Origin of the sequence: Caballeronia temeraria, from assembly GCF_001544795.2 — a bacterium.
Classification (GTDB): Bacteria; Pseudomonadota; Gammaproteobacteria; order Burkholderiales; family Burkholderiaceae; genus Caballeronia; species Caballeronia temeraria.
In genome coordinates, this window is sequence record NZ_FCOI02000017.1 from 135165 (window position 1) to 159009 (window position 23845).

Annotated in this window: 17 protein-coding genes and 3 pseudogenes; 14 read left to right on the forward strand and 6 right to left on the reverse strand. The window is 59.7% G+C overall.

The features are described 5' to 3' along the window. Nucleotides 1–9 precede the first annotated feature (9 nt). Nucleotides 10–453, reverse strand: coding sequence for an Hsp20/alpha crystallin family protein (locus tag AWB76_RS23540; RefSeq protein ID WP_061162571.1), 444 nt, complete (start codon nucleotides 451–453; stop codon nucleotides 10–12). A 244-nt stretch (nucleotides 454–697) separates the two neighbouring features. Between AWB76_RS23540 and AWB76_RS23545 the strand changes: the two genes are divergently transcribed. Then, on the forward strand, nucleotides 698–1081 hold the full coding sequence (locus tag AWB76_RS23545; RefSeq protein WP_061162539.1) for a hypothetical protein: 384 nt from the start codon (nucleotides 698–700) through the stop codon (nucleotides 1079–1081). 31 nt (nucleotides 1082–1112) lie between these two features. Here AWB76_RS23545 and AWB76_RS42255 read toward each other — a convergent pair. Both AWB76_RS42255 and AWB76_RS23550 read right to left on the reverse strand, forming a co-directional pair. After that, nucleotides 1113–1291: pseudogene (locus AWB76_RS42255) on the reverse strand (Hsp70 family protein); the annotation flags it as partial. A 733-nt stretch (nucleotides 1292–2024) separates the two neighbouring features. Beyond that, on the reverse strand, nucleotides 2025–4385 hold the full coding sequence (locus AWB76_RS23550; RefSeq protein WP_061162540.1) for a PAS domain S-box protein: 2361 nt from the start codon (nucleotides 4383–4385) through the stop codon (nucleotides 2025–2027). A gap of 583 nt (nucleotides 4386–4968) precedes the next feature. On the opposite strand from AWB76_RS23550, the gene AWB76_RS23555 reads away from it, so the two are divergent. The 6 genes from AWB76_RS23555 (at nucleotide 4969) to AWB76_RS23580 (ending at nucleotide 13560) form a co-directional block, all read left to right on the forward strand. Continuing rightward, nucleotides 4969–6459: an ATPase domain-containing protein gene (locus tag AWB76_RS23555; RefSeq protein WP_061162541.1), complete on the forward strand. Its 1491-nt coding sequence runs from the start codon at nucleotides 4969–4971 to the stop codon at nucleotides 6457–6459. Beyond that, nucleotides 6446–8113 carry an ATP-binding protein gene (locus tag AWB76_RS23560; RefSeq protein WP_061162542.1) on the forward strand — a complete coding sequence of 556 codons (1668 nt, stop codon included), beginning with the start codon at nucleotides 6446–6448 and terminating at the stop codon, nucleotides 8111–8113. Before AWB76_RS23555 ends, AWB76_RS23560 begins: the two co-directional genes overlap by 14 nt. Before the next feature lie 791 nt (nucleotides 8114–8904). Then, entirely contained in the window at nucleotides 8905–9138 is a 234-nt protein-coding gene (locus AWB76_RS23565) for a hypothetical protein (protein WP_061162543.1), read from the forward strand. Between the two features lie 768 nt (nucleotides 9139–9906). After that, nucleotides 9907–11094 (forward strand): ParA family protein, encoded by a 1188-nt coding sequence (locus AWB76_RS23570; RefSeq protein ID WP_061162544.1) that lies wholly within the window; start codon nucleotides 9907–9909, stop codon nucleotides 11092–11094. A gap of 2 nt (nucleotides 11095–11096) precedes the next feature. Beyond that, nucleotides 11097–12068 carry a ParB/RepB/Spo0J family partition protein gene (locus AWB76_RS23575; protein WP_061162545.1) on the forward strand — a complete coding sequence of 324 codons (972 nt, stop codon included), beginning with the start codon at nucleotides 11097–11099 and terminating at the stop codon, nucleotides 12066–12068. Between the two features lie 316 nt (nucleotides 12069–12384). Continuing rightward, nucleotides 12385–13560 carry a hypothetical protein gene (locus tag AWB76_RS23580; RefSeq protein WP_061162546.1) on the forward strand — a complete coding sequence of 392 codons (1176 nt, stop codon included), beginning with the start codon at nucleotides 12385–12387 and terminating at the stop codon, nucleotides 13558–13560. A 406-nt stretch (nucleotides 13561–13966) separates the two neighbouring features. Here the strand turns inward: AWB76_RS23580 and AWB76_RS41075 are convergent, their stop codons facing one another. After that, nucleotides 13967–14353 carry a hypothetical protein gene (locus AWB76_RS41075; protein ID WP_157696184.1) on the reverse strand — a complete coding sequence of 129 codons (387 nt, stop codon included), beginning with the start codon at nucleotides 14351–14353 and terminating at the stop codon, nucleotides 13967–13969. Between the two features lie 384 nt (nucleotides 14354–14737). Here AWB76_RS41075 and AWB76_RS41675 point away from each other — a divergent pair. The 7 genes and pseudogenes from AWB76_RS41675 to AWB76_RS23620 form a co-directional block, all read left to right on the forward strand. After that, nucleotides 14738–14922, forward strand: a pseudogene (locus AWB76_RS41675) (cold shock domain-containing protein); the annotation flags it as partial. 2464 nt (nucleotides 14923–17386) lie between these two features. Continuing rightward, nucleotides 17387–18184 carry an EAL domain-containing protein gene (locus AWB76_RS23590; RefSeq protein ID WP_061162548.1) on the forward strand — a complete coding sequence of 266 codons (798 nt, stop codon included), beginning with the start codon at nucleotides 17387–17389 and terminating at the stop codon, nucleotides 18182–18184. A gap of 444 nt (nucleotides 18185–18628) precedes the next feature. Then, nucleotides 18629–19024 (forward strand): response regulator, encoded by a 396-nt coding sequence (locus AWB76_RS23600; protein ID WP_061162550.1) that lies wholly within the window; start codon nucleotides 18629–18631, stop codon nucleotides 19022–19024. A gap of 12 nt (nucleotides 19025–19036) precedes the next feature. Further along, entirely contained in the window at nucleotides 19037–20476 is a 1440-nt protein-coding gene (locus AWB76_RS23605; protein WP_061162551.1) for an ATPase domain-containing protein, read from the forward strand. A gap of 13 nt (nucleotides 20477–20489) precedes the next feature. Next, nucleotides 20490–20897 carry a response regulator gene (locus tag AWB76_RS23610; protein ID WP_061162552.1) on the forward strand — a complete coding sequence of 136 codons (408 nt, stop codon included), beginning with the start codon at nucleotides 20490–20492 and terminating at the stop codon, nucleotides 20895–20897. 59 nt (nucleotides 20898–20956) lie between these two features. Continuing rightward, entirely contained in the window at nucleotides 20957–21337 is a 381-nt protein-coding gene (locus AWB76_RS23615; protein WP_061162553.1) for a response regulator, read from the forward strand. Nucleotides 21338–21374: 37 nt separating this feature from the next. After that, on the forward strand, nucleotides 21375–22952 hold the full coding sequence (locus AWB76_RS23620) for a sensor histidine kinase (RefSeq protein ID WP_061162554.1): 1578 nt from the start codon (nucleotides 21375–21377) through the stop codon (nucleotides 22950–22952). Nucleotides 22953–23102: 150 nt separating this feature from the next. Here the strand turns inward: AWB76_RS23620 and AWB76_RS43080 are convergent. Beyond that, nucleotides 23103–23276, reverse strand: a pseudogene (locus AWB76_RS43080) (DUF2934 domain-containing protein); the annotation flags it as partial. Nucleotides 23277–23359: 83 nt separating this feature from the next. After that, nucleotides 23360–23845: response regulator (locus AWB76_RS23625; RefSeq protein WP_244173429.1), on the reverse strand; the 486-nt coding region annotated here is incomplete at its 5' end.

Sequence of the window (23845 nt, forward strand, 5' to 3'; positions counted from 1 at the left end):
GGTGACGTTTCATTGAACGGAAATAGCTCGTGGCCTGGATGCCTCCCGCTTGCCAATGCTTACCGTCAGGCAGCCATTGGTGTATCGCGCGGTGACCTTGTCAGGGTCCGCATGCTCCGGCAACTCGATGACGCGCCGAAAAGAACCCACGAATCGTTCCTGCGCGTAGGTACGCATCTCGTCACCGGCTGTCGGTGGCTGCGCGGCCGCGCGTTCTCCGCTGATACTCAATAGACCTTTGTCGATTGACACGTCGAGACTCTTCGGTTCGACCCCGGGCGCAAACGCAACGACCTCGATCGAGTCGTCGGTCGAGCCGATGTTGATTTGCGGGAAGGCACCGAAGCGCCCCGAACGGATGCTGGAAGGGAAACCGCCGAACATGCTGGCTATCTGCCGTTGCAGGCGATCGAACTCGCTGAAGAGGTCGGTCCCGGAATAGAGATCGCTCATGGTCATTTCCTCCTTGGATCCAGCAGGAAGACGAACCGGCCTACGCGCTCCAGCCCGTCTGCCGTGCCGCGGGCAAACAAATCGAAACACGCAGCGCGCCGAACTACTTGGGCGACTGCCTGAGCGAATAGAAGATAGGATCCCACATGGAAATTTCAAGGGGGTACTTCGACTTTTCTGCTCTTGAAATCAGGCGGGTACACCCTATTTTCTCGACGTTTCTAACGGCCCGTGCGAGGACACGATGGAATTCGAATATGATTGGCTGACCCTTGGCCGGCACCGAATCCGGCTGCGCTCGAAGAAGGGCTTTCCAACTGAAACAATGCGTACCGCTGTCGAGGTTATTCGGCTTGCGATCGACAACAACATGAGCGCGCGTGCGCGCGTGGTCGAAGTCGTGGCCCGAAAGGAATCTACTTACGAAATCGCCGTTGGCACCACGTTCGCCGATGACCGCCTATGCGCGCCTCAACTCGACGCGGCCATCGCGACCATCCTCGGCCTGCAACCCGCACAGATCAATATCCTCGTAACGGTGGTGACGCAAGAAGAGGTCGATCTGCATTTCGGTGTCTACGAGAGGATGCTGGCTGAAAAGCTAGGCGTCGTGCCGCCACTTCAGTAGCGCGTCGTTTGGACAGATGAGCTCGGCAATCCAGGGGGCGCGGCACCTCCTTTTCCTCGAACCGGCGGCCGATCAGGCACTTGACCCCAGACAACGTGTTTTTCGGGTTGGCGACCGACTGCGCTTCGCAGACACGCCCACCGGCAGCCCATGACCGTCGTGATACGCGACAACTGATGGCGTCGTGCGGGCGCCATCTGCGTTATCAATTACCCCTCACCGCACCGAAACACTTCACGCCACGTATCGCCCGTCGCCGCAAGTCATACGGTCTTTCCACAAATCAGCGGTGTCGCTCATTGGAAATTCACGACGCGCAAACCGCAGAAGTTTTCTCATCCGCTACTGAATGAAAAACCGCCTCCGCTCGCCGGAGCGAAGATGCGGCACTCCGACTGCTCCATGTCGTCCGACGGCGCGAATTTTAGAGACCACCCGCAACCCGCCCATCGCTCGGTTTCAGGCGCCGTGGCGTAGGCACAGGGCATTCATGCTGGCGCCAACGATCGGCGTCGCCTTATCGCGCATGGCTGCCAGACGGGGGCTGGTGAATCGATGGCGTGATGGAACGCCCGAGACGAGCCCCGGTGGCGTTGCGCGAGCAATGACATGCAGAACACGGCGGTGAAGTTTGATAGCGACACTCGGTGCCATCGATGCAGGCCGGGCGCAGATGGACGTGGCTCATCATCTTCTCCTTCGACGCAGCAAGGAAGAGAACGGGCTTGCGCGCTCCAGTTCGCCTGCCGTGCTGCCAGCAAACAAATCGAAACACGCAGCGTGCGACCGATCGGGCGGCGGGCACACTGCCTTGAGCTAAAAATAACGTAGTAAAACTCGCGGGCAAATTCAAGAGGCGACGCTGGAAACCAAGGGCCGCGGAGGTCGTACGCAGACGGCCAAATATCAGACTCGCTCAAGTGATCTGGAGGCGAAAACAACGCTATTGCGCGCGCGCGGCCTCCCGTAGTGCTCCCTCGAGTTCCAACAGTGAGTACGGTTTGCGCAGCGCCTTCCATTGGAAGTCTGTGGCATCTTCCGCAAAGGGAATCTCACCCGAGGCGAAGAGCACGCGAATCGCCGGATGGCGGGCGACCGCGATTCGCGCCAGATTGACGCCGGACATATCGGGCAGGCGCACGTCGGTGAGCAAGACATCGAAAGCGGCAGCGTTCATTGTCTCGATTGCGTCGCTCGCGTTTTCAACGCCGGTCGGATGATAGTCCAGCATACACAGCAGTTCGAGAACCGCGTCTCGTGAAGACTTGTCGTCCTCCACCACGAGCACTCGCCTTGCTGATGTCGTCGGCGTAGGCTCCGCCGAGGGTCGCGACGATTCAGCATTCGCCGCCCCTCGGGTGTCGAGAAGTTGGCGAATTTTTACCGCCAGATCTTCCCTGCTGTAGGGTTTGCTAAGAAGTTCTACACCCGCGTCGAGCCGACCTCCGTGGACGATTGCATTTCGGGTATACCCTGACGTGTACAAAACGCGCAAGTGGGGCTGCCGCAGCACCGCGCGTCGAACCATCTCTGGGCTCTTAAGTGGACCTGGCATCACCACGTCGGTAAATAGCAAGTCGATGTGCGTGCCGTTGTCCAATATGACGAGCGCTTGTTCGCTGTCGTCAGCCTTCAGCACGTTATATCCAAGTTCGATCAGCATCTCGACGACCGTCTCTTGCACTTTCAGATCGTCCTCGACGACCAGCACTGTTTCGGAACCTCCGAGCATGGGCGCATTCGTCCGTGCTGCCGGAGTAAATGCCTCAGCCGACGATCTTGGCAAATAGACACGCACCGTAGTCCCGTGCCCGACTTCGCTGTAAATCCGGATATGACCTCCGCTTTGCTTGACAAAGCCATAAGCCATACTGAGACCGAGTCCGGTGCCCTCGCCTTCGGACTTGGTCGTGAAGAAGGGGTCAAACGCGTGCTCCAACACGTCGGGCGGCATACCGGCACCGGTGTCAGTGACGCTGAGCACCACGTACTGCCCGGCCTGCACGTCAGGAAGCGAACGCACATAGCGTTCGTCCAACGTCGAGTTGGCCAGCTCCAGCGTGAGCCGACCGCCGTCGGGCATCGCATCACGCGCGTTGATCGCCAGATTCAGCACGACGTTCTCGAGCTGATGCGAGTCCACGAAAGCGTTCCAGAGATCCACGGCTACGCTGGTTTCAACTTCAATGGTCTCGCCGAGCGCGCGGCGCAGGAGCTCGTCCATGCTCCGAACCATCGCGGCGAGATTGACGGAAGCGGGCCGAAGAGCTTGTCGGCGGCCGAATGCCAGCAACTGTGAGGCAAGCTTTGCGCCGCGCTCGACCGCGCTTATAGCGTTCGAGAGTCGGCCCAAGGTCCAATCATCACGCGCGCAGCGGATCTGCAGAAGCTCGAGATTGCCGCGCAAGACTTGTAAAACGTTGTTGAAGTCATGAGCGACGCCGCCCGTGAGCCGCCCGATCGCCTCCATCTTCTGCGACTGAAAAAGTGCGGCTTGCGTCTGTTCCAGGAGCTGATCGGCTTCCCGCTTTTCGGTCACATCCCGCGTGATTTTCGCAAAGCCGACCAACTTGCCGGACTCGTCACGAATTGCATCGACGATTACGTGAGCCCAAAAACGTGTCCCGTCGCGACGCACGCGCCATCCTTCCGCTTCGAACCGGCCCTCGCGGGCGGCGGTGTCCAGTGCACGCTGCGGTGCGCGGGTCGCCGCGTCCTCAGGCGTGTAAAAACGCGAGAAATGGCAACCGACAATTTCCTCGGCCGTATAACCCTTGATTCTTCGGGCGCCGCTGTTCCAGTTGGTGACGATACCTTCTGGAGAAAGCATGAAAATCGAGTAATCAGTGACGCCTTCAACAAGCATTCGAAAGCGTCGCTCGCTCTCTATCACCGCGTCGTGTGCACGTCGTTTCTCGGTTTCGTCGCGTACCACTTTTGCGAATCCCAATATCTCCCCATAGGACCCAACGAGCGCTGTTGTCACAACGCTCGCCCAGAACACTGAGCCGTCCTTTCGCTGGCGCCACCCCTCGGTCTGAATGCTGCCGCGTTCAGCCGCTTCCTGGAGTTCGCGCTCGAATACGCCGCTTTCACGCGCTTCTTCCGGAAAAAAGACACTGTAATGGCGGCCGATTACTTCGTCTTCGGTGAACCCGTAAATCACCGTGCCACCGGGATTCCAAGTCGACACGTGACCGTGCGGCATCAGTAGGAACACAGCGAGGTCCGGCGTCGACCGCACCCACATCCGTTCCCAGTCGAGAGGGGAGTCGCCGTCGAGCTGATTTTCCTTGTTGCTCATGATCTAGGTACGTCCACGCACGAACTTGCCGGCCTTATCCGACGAAAGCGACATGGACTGAACGATGAACTGCTTGAATTTTACTTAATAAGTCACAACCCGTGCGCAATCAGCGGTGCCGCGCGCGATGCTGGCGGGGGATCGTCAAGTCAGCGAAGCCGATGAGCAGCTCTGCTCGAACCTGAGCTGGGTCGACGTCTCCTTGCGCTGCCATTAGCACAGGCTCATCGGCGGTCGCCATCGTACCCGCGACCATCATCTGGTTGACAATCTCGCGAGCTGACCGGTTCCGGCCGGGCCGAAGCGAATCTTTTGATCGATGGTCCGCAGATGCGCATCGAGGCCGGCGCGATCGCAGTACACCTCACAAAGCCAGGCTCGCGCAGACGCGAGCACGCCGATCCAGGCACACAGGCGCAGCCCTTCCGCCCCTGCTCCACGACTCAAAGGAAGTTCACAGGCGTTGGCGACGATTTGCGACTTGCGGGTGCCTTGCGCCGGCACGGCGCGGCGCAATCTTTGCTATTGGCGCATGAATGAGGCTTTGCGCCGATGACCAATAAACCAAGACGAGGTCGTAAAAATGTCTGATCCCACGCCTCTGCCGCTTATCGTTACCGGCATTCCTGAGCTCGACGTCATTCTTCGTGGCGGCCTGCCGAAGGATCGCATTCATCTCATTGAGGGACCCCCCGGGACCGGCAAAACCACCATTGCGTTAAGGTTCCTCATTGACGGCGTACGCAATTCTCAGCGCTGTTTATATGTAACCTTCTCCGAGAGTACTGCTGAACTCGTCAGCGCGGCGCGTACGCATGGCTGGAATGTTGAGGGGATCGATTTTTTTGAACTGGTTCCGGAAGAAGCCGAAGCTCACCGTCAACAGACCATTCTCTACCCCGCGGAGATGGAGTTCACCCAAACGATAGACCGCATCATTGAACGAATCGAGGCGACAAATCCGGATCGGATCGTGATCGACAGCGTGTCCGAGCTAAGACTTCTCGCTCAAGACGCGCTCGGCTATCGACGCCAGTTGTCGTCGCTCAAGCGCTTTCTACAGGGGCGCAAAGTGACCACAATAATGCTTGACGACCTGCGCTTTGGGGACCAGGGCGATCTACATAGCCTTGTTCACGGCGTCCTGTCGCTTTCTACGTTTGAGCGTGACTACGGCGCGGTCAGGCGCCGGATGCGGATCGTCAAGATGCGCGGAACTGATTTTCAGAGCGGCTGGCATGATTTTGCGCTCACCACTGGGGAGGTGCTTGTGTTTCCCAGCTTGATCGCCGAGGAGCATTCAATCGATATCACGGGCGAGCCGTTGCGGAGTCGAACAGGCCTCGATGGGGTCCTTGGTGGACTTGATCGCGGTACGACAACGATGATTATCGGACCATCCGGCGCAGGCAAGTCTTCGACCGCGCTTTGTTACGCATTAGCGGCGGTTGCGGATGGCGCGCACGCGGCGTATTTCTCTTTCGACGAGGCATACGAAACCTTTCTCCGACAAGGCAAGGGGATCGGCCTGGATCCTGAGCCCGCTCTGCAGACGGGGCGCCTCTCGTGGCGACGGATGCACCCGTCCCGCCTGTCACCCGGCGAGTTCGTATGGGCGGTGCGGCGCGAGGTCGAAGATAGTAACGCCAGGATCGTCGTTATCGACAGTATTAATTCGTATCTGAGCACGATGCCGGAGGAACGCTCGCTCATCGTGCACCTGCACGAGTTGCTGACATATCTGAACCGGCGCGGCGTCGTCACCATACTGATTCTCGCGCAACAGGGTGTCGTTGGTGATGTGCAAAACCCGATTGACCTTAGCTTCCTGAGCGACAACGTGCTGTTGTTGAGGTTCTTCGAGGCGATGGGGGGACTAAGACGCGCGCTCGCGGTAGTAAAGCGTCGAACGGGCAATCACGATCCCCTGATCCATGAGTTCCGGTTGTCCGCAAAAGGCATCGAAGTCGGCGCGCCGCTGCGCGAGTTGCACGGAATATTCACCGGGGTCCCGACTTATACAGGTGCAAACGAAGCACTGATAGACGATGAGAGCGACAATGGAAACCGTTGAACCGACGGCAGGCGTCATACTCATCTACGCGCCTACTGGCAGAGATGCCGACGTCATCCGGCAGACACTCCACGAGCGCGGAATAGCAGGATGCGCTGTCGCGTCGTTCGATGAAGCGTGCCATCTACTCCACCGTGACGAGGGGGTCGCCGTCGGCGGGATGATCGTCGCTGAAGAAGCGTTGGGTGGCGCCACAGCGGCCTTCACTAAGTGCCTCTCCAACCAACCTGCATGGTCCGACTTGCCAATCTGCTTGCTCACGGTTTCGGGAGGGCCGGAGAGCCCGCGGGCGCGCTGGCGTTTCTTCGAGTCGCTGGGGAACGTGACTCTGCTCGCTCGCCGTCTGCCAGCCGAATCTCTCGTGAGCGCTGCACGCGGCCTACTGCGAGCCCGGGCTCGACAACTTCAGACCAAGCACCACCTTGACGAGCTCAATGGCGCGGCTCAGACGTTGGAGCGCCGGGTCGAACAACGCACAGAAGAGCTGATGGCGGCGCAAGAAACACTGCGGCAAGCGCAAAAAATGGAGGCGATAGGGCAACTGACCGGCGGTCTCGCGCATGATTTCAACAACTTGCTGCAGGTCGTCAACTCAAACATGGAACTGGTCCAGCTTCGTATCCGTCAAGGGCGCGCGGCCGACATCGAACGTCAAATGCGCAGCGCTCACGAAGCTACGCAACGGGCCGCTGCCCTGACCCACCGCCTGCTTGCGTTCTCGCGAAGACAGACGCTGGATCCAAAACCTGTCAGTCTCAACCGCCTCGTTTTAGGCATGCTCAGCTTGATCGAGCGAACGATCGGGCCGTCGGTCTCGATTCACGCTGACCTTGGTACTGATGTGTACTGGACCATGTGTGATCCGCCTCAGCTCGAAAACGCCGTCTTGAACCTCTGCATAAACGCACGTGACGCAATGCCTGATGGCGGCGCACTGCGGATACGAACCGAGAATACAACGCTTGTGGGCAGGGCGGCTTTGCTGCACGATCTCCCGGCCGGCGACTACGTCATACTGTCTGTAGCAGACACTGGCTGTGGTATGACGGTCGAGGTCGCCTCCAAGGCGTTCGATCCTTTCTTCACGACCAAGCCTTTAGGACAAGGGACCGGCCTCGGGCTCTCGATGATATACGGCTTCACCCGGCAGTCGGGCGGGAAGGCGACAATTGAGTCCGAGGTTGGAGCCGGGACAGTTGTCAGCATCTACCTGCCAAGACTGATCGCAGAGCAGCCGCAGGTTGAAGAGGCGCCGCTGGCTGAGTCGATCCCGTCCGCAGTGAAGCGAAAGACCGTTCTTGTCGTCGACGACGAGCCCGAGGTGCGGACCGTATCGGCCGAAGTCCTCCGTGAAGCCGGCTACAACGTCCTGGAAGCGGCTGAAGGCATAACCGCGCTCAGCCTACTGGGGTCGAACCTAGCGATCGACATGCTTGTGACTGACATTGGCATGCCAGGGATGAACGGAAAGCAACTCGCTGATCGCGCCCGGCTAGCGCGTCCAGATCTGAAAGTTCTATTCATAACAGGGTTCGCGGAGAAGACGGCATTCCCAAGCGGCAATGTCGATCCCGGTAGCCATTTGTTGAACAAGCCTTTTCCCATCCGCGAGCTGGCACTCCGCGTCGGGCAAATAGTGAACGGAACCGTCTGAGCTGGGAAAACCACGCCATTACACATAAGTCGTGACGGTGGTGCGCCGCGAAAGGTCGGTTATGGTCAATGACATAGTAAAAGGGGTTCTGAACTCTTTCGACCTACTTGTGATTACCAACATCTTCGGGACGCCTTTGCTCCATCGGGAGACGGCAGATCATCGTCATGGGCAATCGGCCGATTCAAGTTGCTTTTCGTGCCACGAATAAAATGGATGCAATGGACGCCACGAATGGTCCGGTACGGGTCTGGCTCCAGCGCGCCTTCCGTGCCGAACAAGCAAATGAACAGCCGGCAGCAGTCAGTGTCACGGGGCTGCGCTGCCCGTCACGATCGCCAAAGCAATGCTGCGGACCATGCGCCGAACACTGCGTCGGCCCATTTCTGCTTGCTTATGGCCTGACTCTATAAGGAATCCCAAGTGTCGACGTAATTCGCGAAAACTGCCCGCAATCAGATTGATTCGGTAATGATAGCCTTTAGGTCAGACAGATTCGAAGTCGCACCCTGTTCGAGCCCGCTAGTTCGAATCTCGGACAGCCTTGCGCGCGAAGGCCAGATTTCTCCGATCGCGTCGATCTCCTCCTCGATCATTCGCTGCGAGAAGAACGACTGTTTGCGGCCGTGAGCTTCGGCACCTGGCCTTGAACCGGGGTAGCCATGCCTGGCGTGAGCATGCGGGCAGCTCGACACACGAAGCGTCCATCTGCATGCAAAATAACTGCCCGATTCACCGCGGCTTTTCTGCTCACGAATCACAGCGCGAGTGTGGGTAATGAACACTTCTGCATGCTCGAAGAGTTTGAATGGCTCCGTTTCGACACGCTCAGGTTTGGCGCCGTATTCCGCAGGCAGGTTCTCGATCTGCCCGACATTGAAGTCGCTCTTAGTCAGTTTGCTTGCATGCGTAAAGGCTCCGTGCTCGTTCTTATGTACGTTGGCGCCAAGCGCTCTTGCTTGCTTGGACGTGTTCTCGCCATTGGTCAGAGAGCCTTCGTCGAGCTGCTCAGGACGCCGTTATGACGCACGGGGAGCGTGATGCGGTCACCGACGTTTGTTGCTGTCCAACGCTTGACTCGGGCCTGACGCCTCGTTCGAGGTCAGCGATGGATTTTGTCGGTCACTCGGCTGTAGATGTCGCACAGAGGGATGTTGTTTTCGCTTTCATCGCCTTTCCTTCAGGTCTCGGGGTCGATGGATCGCGCCCATGCACCCAACGATCCTCGGGCGATGACCGCAGAGGCAAGCTGCAAGATCTGGGAGAGAAAAGGAGGATCACCCGAATTTTTCCCGCGCCTTTACGAAGAATTTTTGCGAATACCGCGCAGCCAGGGCGAAGCCGTTCCGTCGTAGCGCGCCAGGGGATCGTTGTCGAAGGGCCGGGCCTACAGACCCGGAGAGCGAAGCGAAGAGAGCCGGTCCGCGACCCGCGGAGTCGCCCGTCTTCGCGCGGCGGGCGATCTGCACTGCGATCGGCGCTAGACGGTTAGTTGCACAGGTTGCGATCGTATGCGCGCTCAAACGCAGCAAGCTGGCAGACATCTGCATGATTGCGCGAATTTCGGCGGGCGCGCTCTCTGTGGACACCTCAAGAACACTCACGGAAGCCGAGTCACGACTTCACCTTTTTTCTAGATATTCGCGCGGAAGCCCCGCCGGCCGGACGCTGCGACGAGTCGTAAACCGAAAAGTTAACTTGCGTTTACTTTTCGCAACGACTAAGCTTCGACCAATTCGACCGGATGGGTCGAAATATTCTGAATCGGTCCACTGGACGCTACGGGTAGAACGATGGACACCATCAAAAAGCTAAAGGCAGGGAAAACGACGGGCGCTGATCTCATGCACCTGGCGAAACTGTCGGACGGCATGCTGCAGAAAATCCGCGATGAGATGCTCGAGCCCTTTCCTCGAAAAGTGCCGCCCATTATCTCGTCTTCTCGACTGCAGGAGATGTGTGGTATCGACAAGCAGCGCATGGGCTACGTTCTCAAGAAAGGTGAGCTCCCCGCAGGCACGCAAGCCAAGGCGGGCTCCCCACGCCAGTTCACGGTCGAAGAGACGATTGCATGGATCCGCTCAGAACGCAATCCCCTCCCCCGCAACGGTCCGGCGAAGGTTATCGTTGTGGCGAATTTCAAGGGCGGGGTGACAAAAACCACGACCTCCACCCTTCTCGCCCAAGGTCTTTCGATGCGCCGAGGTCGCCGCGTCTTGCACATCGATCTTGACCCACAGGGAAGCGCAAGCACGTTGTATGGCATCAATCCTCACGCCGAGGTTGATTCATCTCAAACCGTCATGCCCTTGATCGAGGCTTATCTCGAGGGCCAGCCGTTCGATATGACCACCCTCCCCGTCCCGACTTACTGGCCCAACGTAGACATCATCCCGTCCTCTACCGAGCTGTTCAATGCGGAATTCATGTTGCCCGCACGGGCAGCCAGTGACGGGGAGGTTCGCTTTGAACAGGTGTTGCATGACGGATTGGCGCAACTGAAGGATACCTACGACTACATCATCGTCGATACCGCGCCGACCCTGAGCTACCTCACAATCAATGCGATTTTTGCGGCCGACGGAGTTATTGTGCCGGTCGTGCCAGACATGCTGAGTTTTGCGTCGATGGTGCAGTTCTGGCACCTGTTCGGTGATTTGATCAACGGGATGCAAGCGTTCGACGATGGTCGGGCCAAGGAGTTTGACTTCGTCGACGTCCTCGTAACCCGCATGACGTCAAAGCCCGCCGCGCAAATTCTGCAGGGCTGGATTACGCAGATCTATGGTTCGCGCGTCGTGCCTATCGAGATTCCCGAATCGGACCTGGCGCGCAACACCAATATGCGCTTCTCGACTTTCTACGATCTCGGGCCCAGCGATGTCGGAGCCGAGACGCTTCGCCGCATTCGCACTCCGGTAGATCAGTTGGTCGATCGCGTAGATGACAAGGTGTGCGCCATCTGGGCACAAGAGGAGTAACAATGGCTTCATGGATGAAGGAACAGGCTGCGCGGGCGAAGAACATTCAGGTGACGGCTGAGGACAAGGAAAAAGCCTTGGACGCCCAACCCGTACCCCCTCGCACAGCACCGGGTCAATTGATGCAGTTGCAAGCAACCGCGGAACGGCAACGCAAAGAGATCGCCGATCTCAAGGTGCAGCTGGACAGGGGTGCGCGAGCTAAGCGCCCTATCTCAAAGCTCCACGAGGTTCCTGGGCGCCGTCGTAAGCTTACTGCCGAGCAATACGCCGAACTAAAAGCAAACCTGGCCAAGTATCCGCTGGTGCACCCCGTAATCCTGGAGGCACGCGAAGACGGCGAATGGAACATCAACGCCGGCAACAACCGCGTCGCGATCTATCGAGACCTGGGCATCGAGGAGATCGATTCGATCGTTTCGGAGATGGAGCCGGATCAGGCCGAACGGCTCGCCTTCTTTTCGAATCTCTTCGCGCCCTCCCTCTCCGACTATGAGAAATACTGGCACTTTCAGCGCCTTCAAGAAACTGCGGACGCCCTTACCCAACAGGAGTTAGCCGCGGCGGTTGGATTATCGGAATCCCACGTCAGCAAGATCTTCGCGTTTGACGGGTTACCCGCCGAGGCAAAAGTCGCCCTCGAAGAGCGCCCTGACAGACTGGGCGCCGACGCCGCCGCTCAGCTTTCCCGCGCGCACTCAGAAGGGCGAACGAGGGAAGTCATCAACGCTGTCGAGCGCTTGGTCAAGGAAGAGCGTTACACGCAGAAGGAGGCGGTTTCGAGCGTGCAGGCGAAGCCTGCGACGAAGCCCCCTCCCGCGGAGACACTAGTGGTAAAGCATGGCAAGAGAAACTACTGCGAGATCACCACGCGTGGCGGCGTAATTGGTGTGCGACTTAAGGTGGAAGCAGAGCGTGCGAACGAATGGGCCAAAGAAATTCAAGCCCTGATCGAGTCGAAATTGAAGCAATGACTTTCGGCACGAAACTCGTGCGCAATCAGATACTTAGGCTTTTGACCAAAACACCTCAGATGCAGCCGACTTTCTAAGCCGCTGTTTTTATTGATCTTTCGTGACGAAACCAAGACCGATGCAAAGTTAAAGCCTGAAAGACAAAGGCCCCCAGCTGGAAACTGAGGGCCTTTGCGTACGTGGGCTTGGCTGGAAATCCTAGCACCACACTCCCCGGCTGGAAACCGGAAAGGGTACAACGCTCAACCCGGAGTGTAGCGCAACAGGATCGACAGTCAAGCGAAACCCATCCATTTACCGTAATGGATCGCTCGACATGTCTATCGCGCAACGCTTCGTTGCTGGCGAGGGTGAAGCACATCCCGAAGATTCGGCCGCCCTCACCGCTTTCCGCTGTGACTCGACCAACCTCCCTTGGATCATCTTCCGGGCGGCGTTTCGCGCCGCGCACATCGAACAGATCCCTCCCCGCGCCCGTGCCGTCCTTTCCGCCCTCGCGCGGACCGTCGACGCAGCCAAGCCGTTCGGTGCCATCTTTGCGCGCCGTGAGCTCCTCACCGGCCGCGCGCTGCAATCCATGCGGACGTTCTATCGCAGTCTCGACGATCTCGAGGTCGCCGGACTCATCGAGCGACGTCCCCAGGCCCGCTATGCCGATGCCGGCTTGTTTGGTCGCGCCTACCTTCATCTCACTGAACATGCCGCAGCTCTCCTCGGGCTCACTGAGCACTCCCCCGCGCACAAGAGCGAAGCCGTCCGGACAACTGCGCCCGCATCGGCCCAGCCTTCTTTGTCTGTACCGTCTGCCAATGTGGCAGACGGTGGAATATATAAGGATCTAAACCCTTCTCCTTTTCAAAAGAGACAACCGGGCCAATTGCCTGCGGACCTTCAGCGCCTGCGAACCCTGGGTTTTTTTGATTTCTTGATTTTCAAACTGATGCGCGAGGCGCGTGAGCGCGGCAAGCGCCTCTCTGATGTCGTGGAAGCCACCTGGGACCACCTTAAGCTCGCGAAGGCACCGATCAGCTACTTGCGCGCCCTGCTCCGCAACCCGGTCGATTTCGCCCTCTTGGTCCGCCGTCGGAACGCCGAATACCATGCCGAGCAGGCGCGCGCGCAGCAGCTCGTGGACGCCCAAGCCGTTGCCCGCCAACATGCCGGCTGCACGTTTATCGATGCCAACGACGCGCGCCAGTTCGTGATCGGGGCCAGCGGTGACTCCCTGACGATCTTCAGCGTCACGGAGCGCATTGGTCGCCAGGCCGCCGGATGGATGCCGTCGTTTGCGACGGCGCTTGCTTCCGGGAAACTTCGCCCAGCTACCGCGCTCGATCTCGAGCGCTTCGCCCACGCGCAACGCCAGGCGCTCGGCAAAACACAGGCTCGTGCGATCCTGCCGACGCACACGAAGCCTCCGGTGACGCGCGCGGTACGGGAGCACATCGCCGGTCTCCGTCAACTCCTGAAAGAGCGAGGAGCGTGCGCATGACGTTGGTCGCATCCGCCCGCCGCCTGCGCGTTCTCATGACGCCCATGGCGCGCACTTCACCGACGATTACGTTGCAACGACCGTGGCGGCGAGGCAATGCGATAGCCCCGATAGAAATGCAACTACCGATCGCTCCGACCAAAAATCGACCCATTGCCGGTTCGCGCGCATGCGATGGGCGCTCGCAAACCAGCGCTTAAGATGGCGATCGCGGCGGCACGATGGAACGACCTGAGCGAGACCCAAGGCTACTTCGCTCTTAGGGCTCCGACACACAGACGACCTCTGCAGCGGTCCCAGGCGACCAACGGCGATCCAAAGCGCCGTGCAAGAAGTCACGCTGCGGGAACCAGTGCGGCGATCTCGGCGTGCAAGATGGCCGCTGCGTGTCCGGGGATTCGCGTTTTCAGACAAAGCGCGGGCGCGCCGGTGTGGTGTTCCGGAAGCCTTGTCGGCTGGAACTGGCGATCGCGAAAATGGACTCGTGGAATGTACGGCGGGTCCGCCCGCGGATATTTGCAGCCCGGTGCAGGTCTCGCGAGCTGGCGAGAGCGGCCAGTTTCGACGGTGTGGCCAGTGACTGATCGAATTGCGCGAGCAGTGCTTCTTCTGCAGCGGAGACGTCGGACCGATCGTGACTTTCAGAGCGCGCCGACAGCGCGTGTCGAGAGAAAAGGGTGGTTACGTCGGGCACCGGATTCGCGGCGGACGCTGCATCCAGCGAAGAGGCCGAGAGCCGCCGGTGGCGCCAAGACGCCGAACATGTCTTCGCGACCCAGTCATTGGCAGTCATTCAACGGACCGACAGACGGCCGTCGGGCGACTTCATCAAATGTGCAACCGCGCGCTCCGGGTTTGGTCCATTCGCGCCGACCGCTGGTGGAGGGGCGTCGCCAGCGCGTCGCGGCGGGTCCAACCATCGAACGAGTCGCACTTCGACTAGGCTGATCAAAGGCCGCGCACGGGAGCCGTTCATACCGTTCTCGCGCGGTGGGGCCAAGCGCGGGAGGGCGGAGCGAGTTTGCCTAGGGGTATGCAATGGCATTGAGACTGATACTCCGGAAGCGGTCGCGTCTTGATCTTCTCGACCGCCTGGTGCCCGCCAGCGGGTCAAGATAGCGTCCGGAGCTACTGAGGGTGGCGCCGTCGTCAACTTTTGAGATAAGGAAATACGGCAACTGGTAAGGTCGGGTGGTTTAAGGACAAAAGGGGTGGGCCGTATGACGCCCGATGACGGGGACGGTTTGTTCGCCCATTTCTCGGAGATCCGCACCGAGGTTAAAAGCGCTGAAGGAACGGCAGAAGGCGACATTCGGCGAGAATATGAGTCCAAAGGGCAACCAGGCAGCGAACATCAAGCCGGCGTACGCGCTGGCGGGAAACAGCAGTCATCGTAAGCCAGGCCCCGACGAATTCCGCCCATCGCACCGTCTCCGTGCCCGCCAATCGCTCTCTCGTACGCGTACGTACTTCACCGGCCGAGCAGCGGGGCGAGACAGCGCGCCTAGTTCGACCGGACGCTTCAACACAGGAACTACGATGATCGCGGATAAATCATCTGGAATCCTACACGTATCGCGACTTCATGCCCTCTTGAAGGCTGCCTAGGTGTGAAACATTGCTGCGGGAATGGCGCGTCAATCTAAGCTTCTGTTTTAAAAGACATTCTTTGGTAAATTCTAGGCCTAATCGAACTTTGTTTCACGCAGACAGGCGCCGGGGCGCATCTCACGCCACCGTTCTGCGGCCCGAACGGACCCAAAATGCCTGTCGGACGCTTATTTGTATCAATAGAACGAATTCCGTGCTAATTGATACGTTAGGCAAAAACCGGTTTCTGGCGTAGTAGGCGCGTCCACTGGGTCGGCCCACTGCCCGGGTGCCGCGGCACGCAGCGGTGACGCTCGATCGCTCGGCACGAAACGGTCGAGTTGCTAACGCGCGCCTAGAAGAACATGCCTTGGCGCGTTTGCGAGGTGACGATCCGATTGGCGCCGCACTACCTCGAAAAACGGTATGTCGTTGGCGGCGAGTGTCCACGCCCGAGAGTTTCCGGCGTGCTGCAGAACGCGTTCTATCGTCGCCTCGGCGCGCGGGGAAATGATCAAGTCTGCGTCGCCAAAAGGCCCTATCCTGAAGATAGTGGGCGAGATAGATCATCCGGATCAATTCGTTGACCAATTAGGCAGAATCGGAGCCACTTCGGCATCCGGCGAATGTCAGATGGCTCACCAAGGAGATTTCTTGCGCTGCCTTCTCTGGCATCGTTAACAGCATGGCCTTCTTGAGGGGCTATGCAAGGACGTACGGGAAGGTCGAGTATGTGCGCAGCGCGAAGGCAAGCGGCAAAAAACATCGAGGAGAGCTCCGCGTCATGCGGACTTCTGACGCCGCGATGATGCAGAGTTGAGCGTCTCGCGGAAGGCTTCCACCGTGCAGCAGGTGCTCGATGCGCACAGCTATCCCTCCCGCAGTGAATCGTGAAATGCGGGCGGAAGCGGGCAGGGCGCAGGCGCGTCCGTGGGTGCGTTCTACGTCGACGGTGCTATCGACCGAACCCATGCGCCTCGGTGCCCAGACTAATGCAATACAACTATGAGAAACCGATGGTTTATAGTCTAAAGTATTGCGTTAGCGTGTCGCCAGAGTTTGCAGTCGCGGCAACGCGATTCCTTCCTCGCCGGCCAAGCCAACGCGCATGGAACTGGCCGTCGTCATCGCGCTAGTGGAGACCTTCGGCGCTGCGCTCTATAAGGAAGCGCGCATGTCTTCGTGCTCGACTTCATCGCCGATAACGTACGGTGCCGGTCCGAAACCGGCTTCGATGTCTCCGCCGTTGCGTAAAAAAACACTGCTCGCCGACGCGCTGTCCGAGGTCCGTCTCGCCTTCGAGTTCCTATGTGCAACTTGGCACGAGGTGTTTCTCGCCCGGACGCACGCGTTGCGCGCCGGGATCGGCGCGCGTGCGTTCCCCGAGGCGGATCCCACGCCGTCTTCGAATACCTTCAACAACGACCCCTCCTGCAAGGAGGACGAGGCCCGTGGGAAGATGACGAGAACGGGGAGGGAGGTCATGCCTGAGCGCGCCGCTGTTGCCCACCCCGCGAACAGAGAGCCAGGGCGATTGGCTCACGCGCGAGGATTCCCAACGCTGCAAGCGCACATCTTCCCAGTCCGATGGAATTGGTCGAGGCGGTCCGGGAGGAAATTCCGGACTTCCGAGAGCGATATGAGGTTCCAGATGGGCTCTACCGACAGTATGTCCCGGCTTACGACGAGATCGTGGTGCGTTAGCTTCTCGTGAATGCGCTGTTCACCCGCGCGATACACAGCGCGGCGACATTTTTACCAACTTTCATCCAGACCGCCTCAAGGTGCTTCGCGCGCGTGCCTTGACCTGCGCCGCGTGAACGATCGCGGCAAGGAGCGGCCGGCAGTCTCGTTCATGTGGGCGATAGCCACATCGTGCTTGCCCTTGAGCGCGAAGTCGACGTATTGAGCCCGACTGGCCCATACAGCGACTCCACCCAATTGATCTCCGCGACTCGCGCGCGTACCTCGGGCGGCACATCCGCGCCGCGTCAGCTTGTTTCGGGCATCAGAACGAACTGGAAACGGATGAACGAAACCTGAACGCGGACGAGCAAACGTTGTATTGCACATCTCTGTTTGGTAACGACGCCCCGTTTGTTATCGACGTCAATGTCGTGAATGCGCACGGTGCTTTTCGTACGCAGATGCGATACCGTGCGGATATAAAGCCGGTCTCGATTACAGTCGATAAACACTAGTCAAAAAAGCGCCGAGTGCGCGATCCGAAAACTCCATGAACGATAAAACAGCCATCCGACTCGCGCACGACGATTCGTCGCGGCAGTGCACAGGTTGCCGCATCCCTGCCGACGAGATCTTCGATCTGGCGTTTGCGTTCCAACCGATCGTCGATACGCGGACGGGCACCGCGTACGCGCATGAGGCGCTTGTGCGCGGCCCCGGCGGCGAATCGGCCGGATCGGTGCTTGCACAGGTCGACGAAGCCAATCGCTACCATTTCGATCAACGCTGCCGCACCGTTGCGATCGAACAGGCCGCAACGCTCGACATGAGCGGATACCTGTCGATCAATTTCATGCCGAACGCGGTTTATCAGCCGGAGGCATGTATCCGCAGCACGTTCGAGGCAGCCGAAAAGTTTCAGTTTGCGAGCGATCGCATCATCTTCGAGACCGTCGAAGGCGAGAGCATCATTAGCCGTTCGCATCTGGTCGAGATATTCCGTGCCTATCGACGCTTTGGCTTTCAGACCGCCATCGATGATTTCGGCGCGGGCTACTCAGGCCTCACGCTGCTCGCTGAATTCCAGCCCGATCTCATCAAGCTCGACATGGAACTGGTGCGCGGAATCGATACGGATTCGGTGCGGCAGAGCATCGTGCGAGGCGTGCTGTCCATGTGTCGCGACCTGGGCATCAGCGTGATCGCCGAAGGCATCGAAACCCGCGGCGAGCGGGATTTCTTCTTCGCGCACGATGTAACGCTGATGCAAGGCTATCTCTTCGCGAGGCCCGGGTTCCGCTCGCTGCCTGCGCCAACCGAGGACTGGAGAGTCGTGCACACGATGTGACGCAACGAGCCGGAGCGCCCACGCGTCGGCGGCTCGCCTTCGCACGCAGGCAAACGCTCGATCCGATGGCGATCTCGCCGAACCGCCTGATCAATGGCATGCTCAATCTGACATGGCGCACCTTGGGGCCGCCGTCGAAGTAAATGCCGAGCTCGAGGAGACCCTGCACACGACGTTGAGCGTCCCGGTCTCACGGGGGAGCGCCGTGCACAACCTGAAGATCAACACATGCGGCACGAAGCTCGCGAGCAGCGCGCTACGATCCACCGGCAATGTTTCCCTTCAAGGACGCCTGCGCGGCTGACTGGCTTGAGCGACGGTACTCATCGTCGACGACGAAGCCGACATTCACCTGGGCCGCACCGAAGTGCTGACGGACGCCCAATTCGACTTCATCGAAGCGAGCGACGGTTCGTCCGGGGCTCAATATCCTCAAATTCGAGCGTGGAGATCGATATCCTGTTCAGCGTTATCGGCATGCCGGACATGAACGGGAAAGAGGCGGTCGACCGGGCGTGGTCGAGCCGGCCTCTCTTGCCAGAGCTCATCATGACGGGATATGCGGAGAAATTGGTTTTCGGCAACGGCAAGGTAGAGGAGGGCGTGCAGCTTCTGACGAAGCCGTTTTCGATCGAAGAAATCGTGCTGAGAATCAAGGCCATGATCGACGCGGAAGACGCATGTGCTCGACGTCGAGCCTCGCGGAACGCAAGGCCGCAGCGTCGTGTCGCGGGGTCATTTCGAGTACACTGCCGACCTGAAGTGGCGGAATGGGAACCGACAGGTACGGAACGGCGGCGGCAAAAGGGTAGCGATGCCCCGGCTTGCCACCCAACATAATGGATCGACGCAATGGACAAACTCGCGCGGCTACGCAGCGAAGTTCCGGGACTTGACGATATCTGCGACGGCGGACTGATAGCGGGCTCGTCCTATATCGTGCAGGGGCGGCCGGGAGCGGGAAAAACCATCTTTGCCAATCAGATTGCCTTTGCGCAAGCCCGTCAGGGACACAAGGTTCTTTACATCACGCTGCTTGCGGAATCGCACGACAGGCTGTTCCAGTCGCTATCGGCGCTGAGTTTCTTCGATGCGAGCCGGCTCGGCAAGGATCTGACCTACCTCAGTCTTTTTCGCACGCTTCGCGAGAAGGGACTGGATGCACTGGTCGCGTTGCTGCGCTCCGAGCTTGCGCGCACGCAGGCCAGCATGCTGGTGCTCGACGGATTGCTCAATGCCCGCGAAAGCAGCGAGACCAATCTGGACATCAAGACCTTCGTTGCGGAATTGCAAGGTCATGCCGCGTTTACCGGTTGCACGGTTCTGTTTCTGACCAGTGCCCGGATCGACGAATCCAGTCCTGAGCACACAATGGTCGATGGCGTGCTGCATCTCGAGGAAAACCTGTTCGGCTCGCGCACGGTACGTCACATTCGCGTTGCGAAATCCCGCGGCAGTCGTGCGCTCAGCGGCTTGCACCTCTATGAGATTTCGGAACGCGGCATCGCCGTGTTTCCCCGCCTTGAAGCAACTCTGGCTCGACCGTCCACGCAGGAGACCGTTCCGTTGACAAAGGTCGCCACGGGTACGGGCGGGCTCGACGAACGGCTCGGCGGCGGTTTGCCTGCCGCCTCGATGTCCGTCGTAGTGGGACCCGCCGGCAGCGGCAAGACGACCTTCGGAATCGGCTATCTCAACCGCGCCACGGTCGAGCGGCCGGCCGTGCATTTCGGTTTCTATGAAACGCCCGAGCGGCTCTATGCGAAAGCGAAGGCACTGGGTCTCGATCTGCAAATGCTCGTCGAAAAGAAGGCGCTGTGCATGTTGTGGCGCCCGCTCACCGAAAATCTTCTCGACAAGCTCGCATACGAACTGCTCGACGCGGTTCGCACGACGCGCGCACAACGTCTGTTCATCGATGGCCTCGCCGGTTTCGAACGCGCAACCGTCGATCCGCATCGCATGGTCGAATTTTTCGCGGCGTTGAGCAACGAGCTGCGAGCCATCGGCGTGACGACGGTGTGTACCTGGGAGACGAAAGAGCTGTCGGGGCCGTGGCGCACCAATCCATCACCGGAAATCCTGTCCCAGATCGACAACGTGATCGAGATGCGTCATCAGGCGGCAGACGGCGCTTTGCGACGGAGCATTTCGGTGCTCAAGGTTCGCGACAGCCTCTTCGATACCTCGACGGCGGAAGTGCGGATTTCCGGACTCGGCGATGGACTGCACGTAACGGGAACGGTGTCCACGGCGCGAGGCGCATTGGGCGACGACGCGAGCGGACGATAGCCAGGCTGCGCGCATGGCTAATCTTGTCGTCGTGGACGACGAATCTCTCGTTACCGATTTCCTGAAATTCCTGCTCGAAGACGCAGGGCACGTCGTGCATGTTGCTTCGAACGGTGCGGAGGGGTTGCAGACGATTCAGCGCATCAGACCGTCGCTCGTCGTGACGGATTTCATGATGCCCGTTAGTTCAGGCGTAGACCTTGCGCGAGCGCTCAGCAGCGACGATGACTTCCGGCAGATTCCGATCGTCTTGTGCAGCGCGGCTCCGCATGCGGTCGAACCGGCCGATCGGGCGTTGTTCGTGGCGATACTGCAAAAGCCTTATCCGCCGTTTCGTCTGACCGAACTCGTGGCATTGCAGGTGAAAGAGGCGCCGTCGGGTGGCGGGGCCGGCCGAAGTGACGAACAAGCAGGATTCTGAGCACGTGCGTCAGTCCCGCGCCGGAATTCCAACCGTTTTTGTATGGCTGTGAGCTGTCCATGACGCGTGTCCTTCTCGTTGATGACGAACCTGATCTACTCGAAGCGTGGAGCTTCGCGCTCGAATATTCCGGCTACGAGGTGGAGCGCGCTCGCGATGGAAGAGAGGCCATTGCCGCGATGCAACGCTCAGTGCCCGACCTGCTCATCACCGATCTGATGATGCCCGGCATGGACGGAGAGGCATTGTGCCGGAACGTTCGCGAACGGCCGGAATGGGCGGCGGTCCCTATCGTGTTGCACACGTCCGCCCATGTGGCTCGACCTGCGGGCATCGTTCTCTGGAATGCCTTGCTCAGAAAGCCCGCTTCGATGGCCCAGTTTCTGAAGACCGTCGCTGAACTCACGCAGGGCTCCGCACAAGGAGAGGATCACTCGTGATGAAGCGTCCTCCGGCAACATCATCACGGCTGTTACGATGACAGGCTCGACTTCCCGTCCATCGGAAGCAAACGCTGTCGGTACGGCCGACCGGGCGATCTTCGACCGCATGATCGAGCCGTATCTCATGCTCGATCAGTATTTGAGCGTCGTGTTCGCGAACCGTGCATGGCTCGCGACGTTCGGCGAGACCGAAACGGCGTTGGGCCAATGCGATCATCTGATCCACGCGCTTGTCACGAATCTTCACCCGGGTCAGCGCCGCCGCTCACCGGCTTTCAGCCTGGACACTGCGGATCGCGTCGACGCGACGTGCGACCAGCCATCGCGATACTGGCAGATTCACGTCTCGCATCTTCCCGCGACCGATGATGAATCGCCGCTCATCCTGCTGCGCTTCGATGACGTCACGATGCACACGCTGGCGACGCGGACGGAACGGCAAGAGAAAGCGCGACTGCGCTCGCACGCCCGCCTCCGGCAGATTCTTGCGAGAGAAGCCGAGCAGCGCCTGCACAATCATCGCGTGCGGTTCGAACGTGCGTTGGCTTTCGCTGGCGTCGGCGCGTGGGAGATCGACGTCGGAACGGGCGCGGTGCATTGCAGCGAACAATGCGTCGTAGATCTCGGTTTGCAGGACAATATCGGACTGGATCGGGAAAAGCTGTTCATCGAACAGCCCGATCCGATTGCCGAGCACTGGCAGGCGCTGCAAGAGAAAAGAAGCTTCGAATGCGAACGACGCATCGACACAACGCACGGACATCGATGGGTCCTGATTCGCGGCACGGGACAGTTCGCGGATGACGGCACCATGCAATCGGTCATGGGCTTTACGCTCGACATCACGTCGCGCAAGGAGCATGAGCTCGAACTGTCCGCGACGGCCGGAGAGGAACGTTCGGGACGCGAGCGCAGCGAAGCGCTCGCCAAGACGATGGATCATTTCATCGCGGCCGTCAGCCACGAGTTGCGCTCGCCTCTAAACGCCATCGTCTCCTGGGCCGAACTGCTACAGGTCGTCGCCGATCCGTCTCACGTCGCGCGGGCAGGCGAAGCGATCCGCCGCAACGGCCGCCAGCTGTCGCATATGGTCGACGATCTGCTCGATAGCGGTGCGGTCGTTACCGGCAAGCTCTCAGTTCATCTGCAGCCGGTGGATATCGGTGCGCTCGCGCTCAACGTCGTGGAAGACATCCGCAAGAACGCGGAGCACAAGGGTCTTCGATTGCAGACGCCGCACATTGAGCCGTGCATCGTCATGGCGGACGAAAGTCGCCTTGAACAAGTCGTCTGGAACCTGCTGACGAACGCGGTGAAATTCACGGACGCGGGCAGCGTGTCCATTTCGGTGAGTACATGCGATGGACAGGCGGTGCTGACCGTTCACGACACGGGGCGCGGCATTGCGCGCGATGCGCTGCCGGACGTATTCGACCGCTTCCAGCAGATTGCGCCGCAGTCGAGCGGCCGCGTCGGCGGTCTGGGGCTCGGACTGTGGCTCGTCAAGAACATCGTGAGCCTGCTCGGCGGGACGGTCGGCGTTGCGAGTCCAGGAAGCGGACAGGGCGCAACTTTTACCGTGCGTCTGCCGCTCGACTCGACCTTCCGATGAGAGGCGCAGGGTTCGATCCACATGTGTGGCGGCGTGCGCCCAATCCCTGACCGCCGATCTGCGCTACCTGTCGCTTTCCGGATGCATTCCAATCTGTTCAGCCGCGGCTAAGCGCGTTGCTAAAGAGAGAGGCGCCAACAGGCATCCTCTTTATCGGATGGCTGCGCAGTGATGCAAGACTGCTTGAAATTTGGCGGCGCTTCCCGAGTCTGTTTTAGCCGACTTGACCTCGGAAGCGCTCATGCCCGGTTCGTCTGCCAACTGTTCTTGCGCCTGAATCCAAAATTCGGCTGAGCGACCTTCCGGACTACCGGCTTCTTCCCAAAGGCGGTAGGCTCATGTTTTCCTCCGTTCGTCAGTGATGTCGATGTTCTGCGCATCGCGCATCGAGCGTGCCGCGCGTCTCTTCAGGCAACGGGTCCGTGTACGAAGTAGCGAAGCAATGGCGCGAAGGTCATCGCGTCGGTCGGCTTCGCGCAAAACGCGTCGAATCCCGCTTGCTTCGCGCGTTGCAGATCGGCCTCGCCTGCTGCCGCCGAATGGGCGATAAGGATGGTCCCGGACGTACTCGCGTCCGCGCGAAGGCGGGCGGCGACTTCCAGTCCGGACATGTCGGGCATCCAGATATCCAGCAGGACAACTTCGGGCTTGCATCGCGTGGTCGCGTCGATTGCGCCGAGGCCGCCGTAGACGGCATCGGTATCGAATCCGCACACGGCCAGAACCATGCTGATGGCGTCGGCCGTATCCACATAGTCGTCGACGACGAGCACCCGGGGCGTGCCGGGCGCGGCTTTCGTTCTACGCGTCCAGATTGCGCACTTAGGTACCAGGTATTCGCTCACGGCACTCATGATCGGTTCGCGCATCGATAACGGCTCGAGCGGCGCTGC

What these genes read in the sequence shown, in the direction of transcription:
- AWB76_RS23540 (WP_061162571.1), bottom strand. Translation starts at nt 453, where the DNA reads ATGAGCGATCTCTATTCCGGGACCGACCTCTTCAGCGAGTTCGATCGC.
- AWB76_RS23545 (WP_061162539.1), top strand. Translation starts at nt 698, where the DNA reads ATGGAATTCGAATATGATTGGCTGACCCTTGGCCGGCACCGAATCCGG.
- AWB76_RS23550 (WP_061162540.1), bottom strand. Translation starts at nt 4,385, where the DNA reads ATGAGCAACAAGGAAAATCAGCTCGACGGCGACTCCCCTCTCGACTGG.
- AWB76_RS23555 (WP_061162541.1), top strand. Translation starts at nt 4,969, where the DNA reads ATGTCTGATCCCACGCCTCTGCCGCTTATCGTTACCGGCATTCCTGAG.
- AWB76_RS23560 (WP_061162542.1), top strand. Translation starts at nt 6,446, where the DNA reads ATGGAAACCGTTGAACCGACGGCAGGCGTCATACTCATCTACGCGCCT.
- AWB76_RS23565 (WP_061162543.1), top strand. Translation starts at nt 8,905, where the DNA reads ATGCTCGAAGAGTTTGAATGGCTCCGTTTCGACACGCTCAGGTTTGGC.
- AWB76_RS23570 (WP_061162544.1), top strand. Translation starts at nt 9,907, where the DNA reads ATGGACACCATCAAAAAGCTAAAGGCAGGGAAAACGACGGGCGCTGAT.
- AWB76_RS23575 (WP_061162545.1), top strand. Translation starts at nt 11,097, where the DNA reads ATGGCTTCATGGATGAAGGAACAGGCTGCGCGGGCGAAGAACATTCAG.
- AWB76_RS23580 (WP_061162546.1), top strand. Translation starts at nt 12,385, where the DNA reads ATGTCTATCGCGCAACGCTTCGTTGCTGGCGAGGGTGAAGCACATCCC.
- AWB76_RS41075 (WP_157696184.1), bottom strand. Translation starts at nt 14,353, where the DNA reads ATGACTGCCAATGACTGGGTCGCGAAGACATGTTCGGCGTCTTGGCGC.
- AWB76_RS23590 (WP_061162548.1), top strand. Translation starts at nt 17,387, where the DNA reads ATGAACGATAAAACAGCCATCCGACTCGCGCACGACGATTCGTCGCGG.
- AWB76_RS23605 (WP_061162551.1), top strand. Translation starts at nt 19,037, where the DNA reads ATGGACAAACTCGCGCGGCTACGCAGCGAAGTTCCGGGACTTGACGAT.
- AWB76_RS23610 (WP_061162552.1), top strand. Translation starts at nt 20,490, where the DNA reads ATGGCTAATCTTGTCGTCGTGGACGACGAATCTCTCGTTACCGATTTC.
- AWB76_RS23615 (WP_061162553.1), top strand. Translation starts at nt 20,957, where the DNA reads ATGACGCGTGTCCTTCTCGTTGATGACGAACCTGATCTACTCGAAGCG.
- AWB76_RS23620 (WP_061162554.1), top strand. Translation starts at nt 21,375, where the DNA reads ATGACAGGCTCGACTTCCCGTCCATCGGAAGCAAACGCTGTCGGTACG.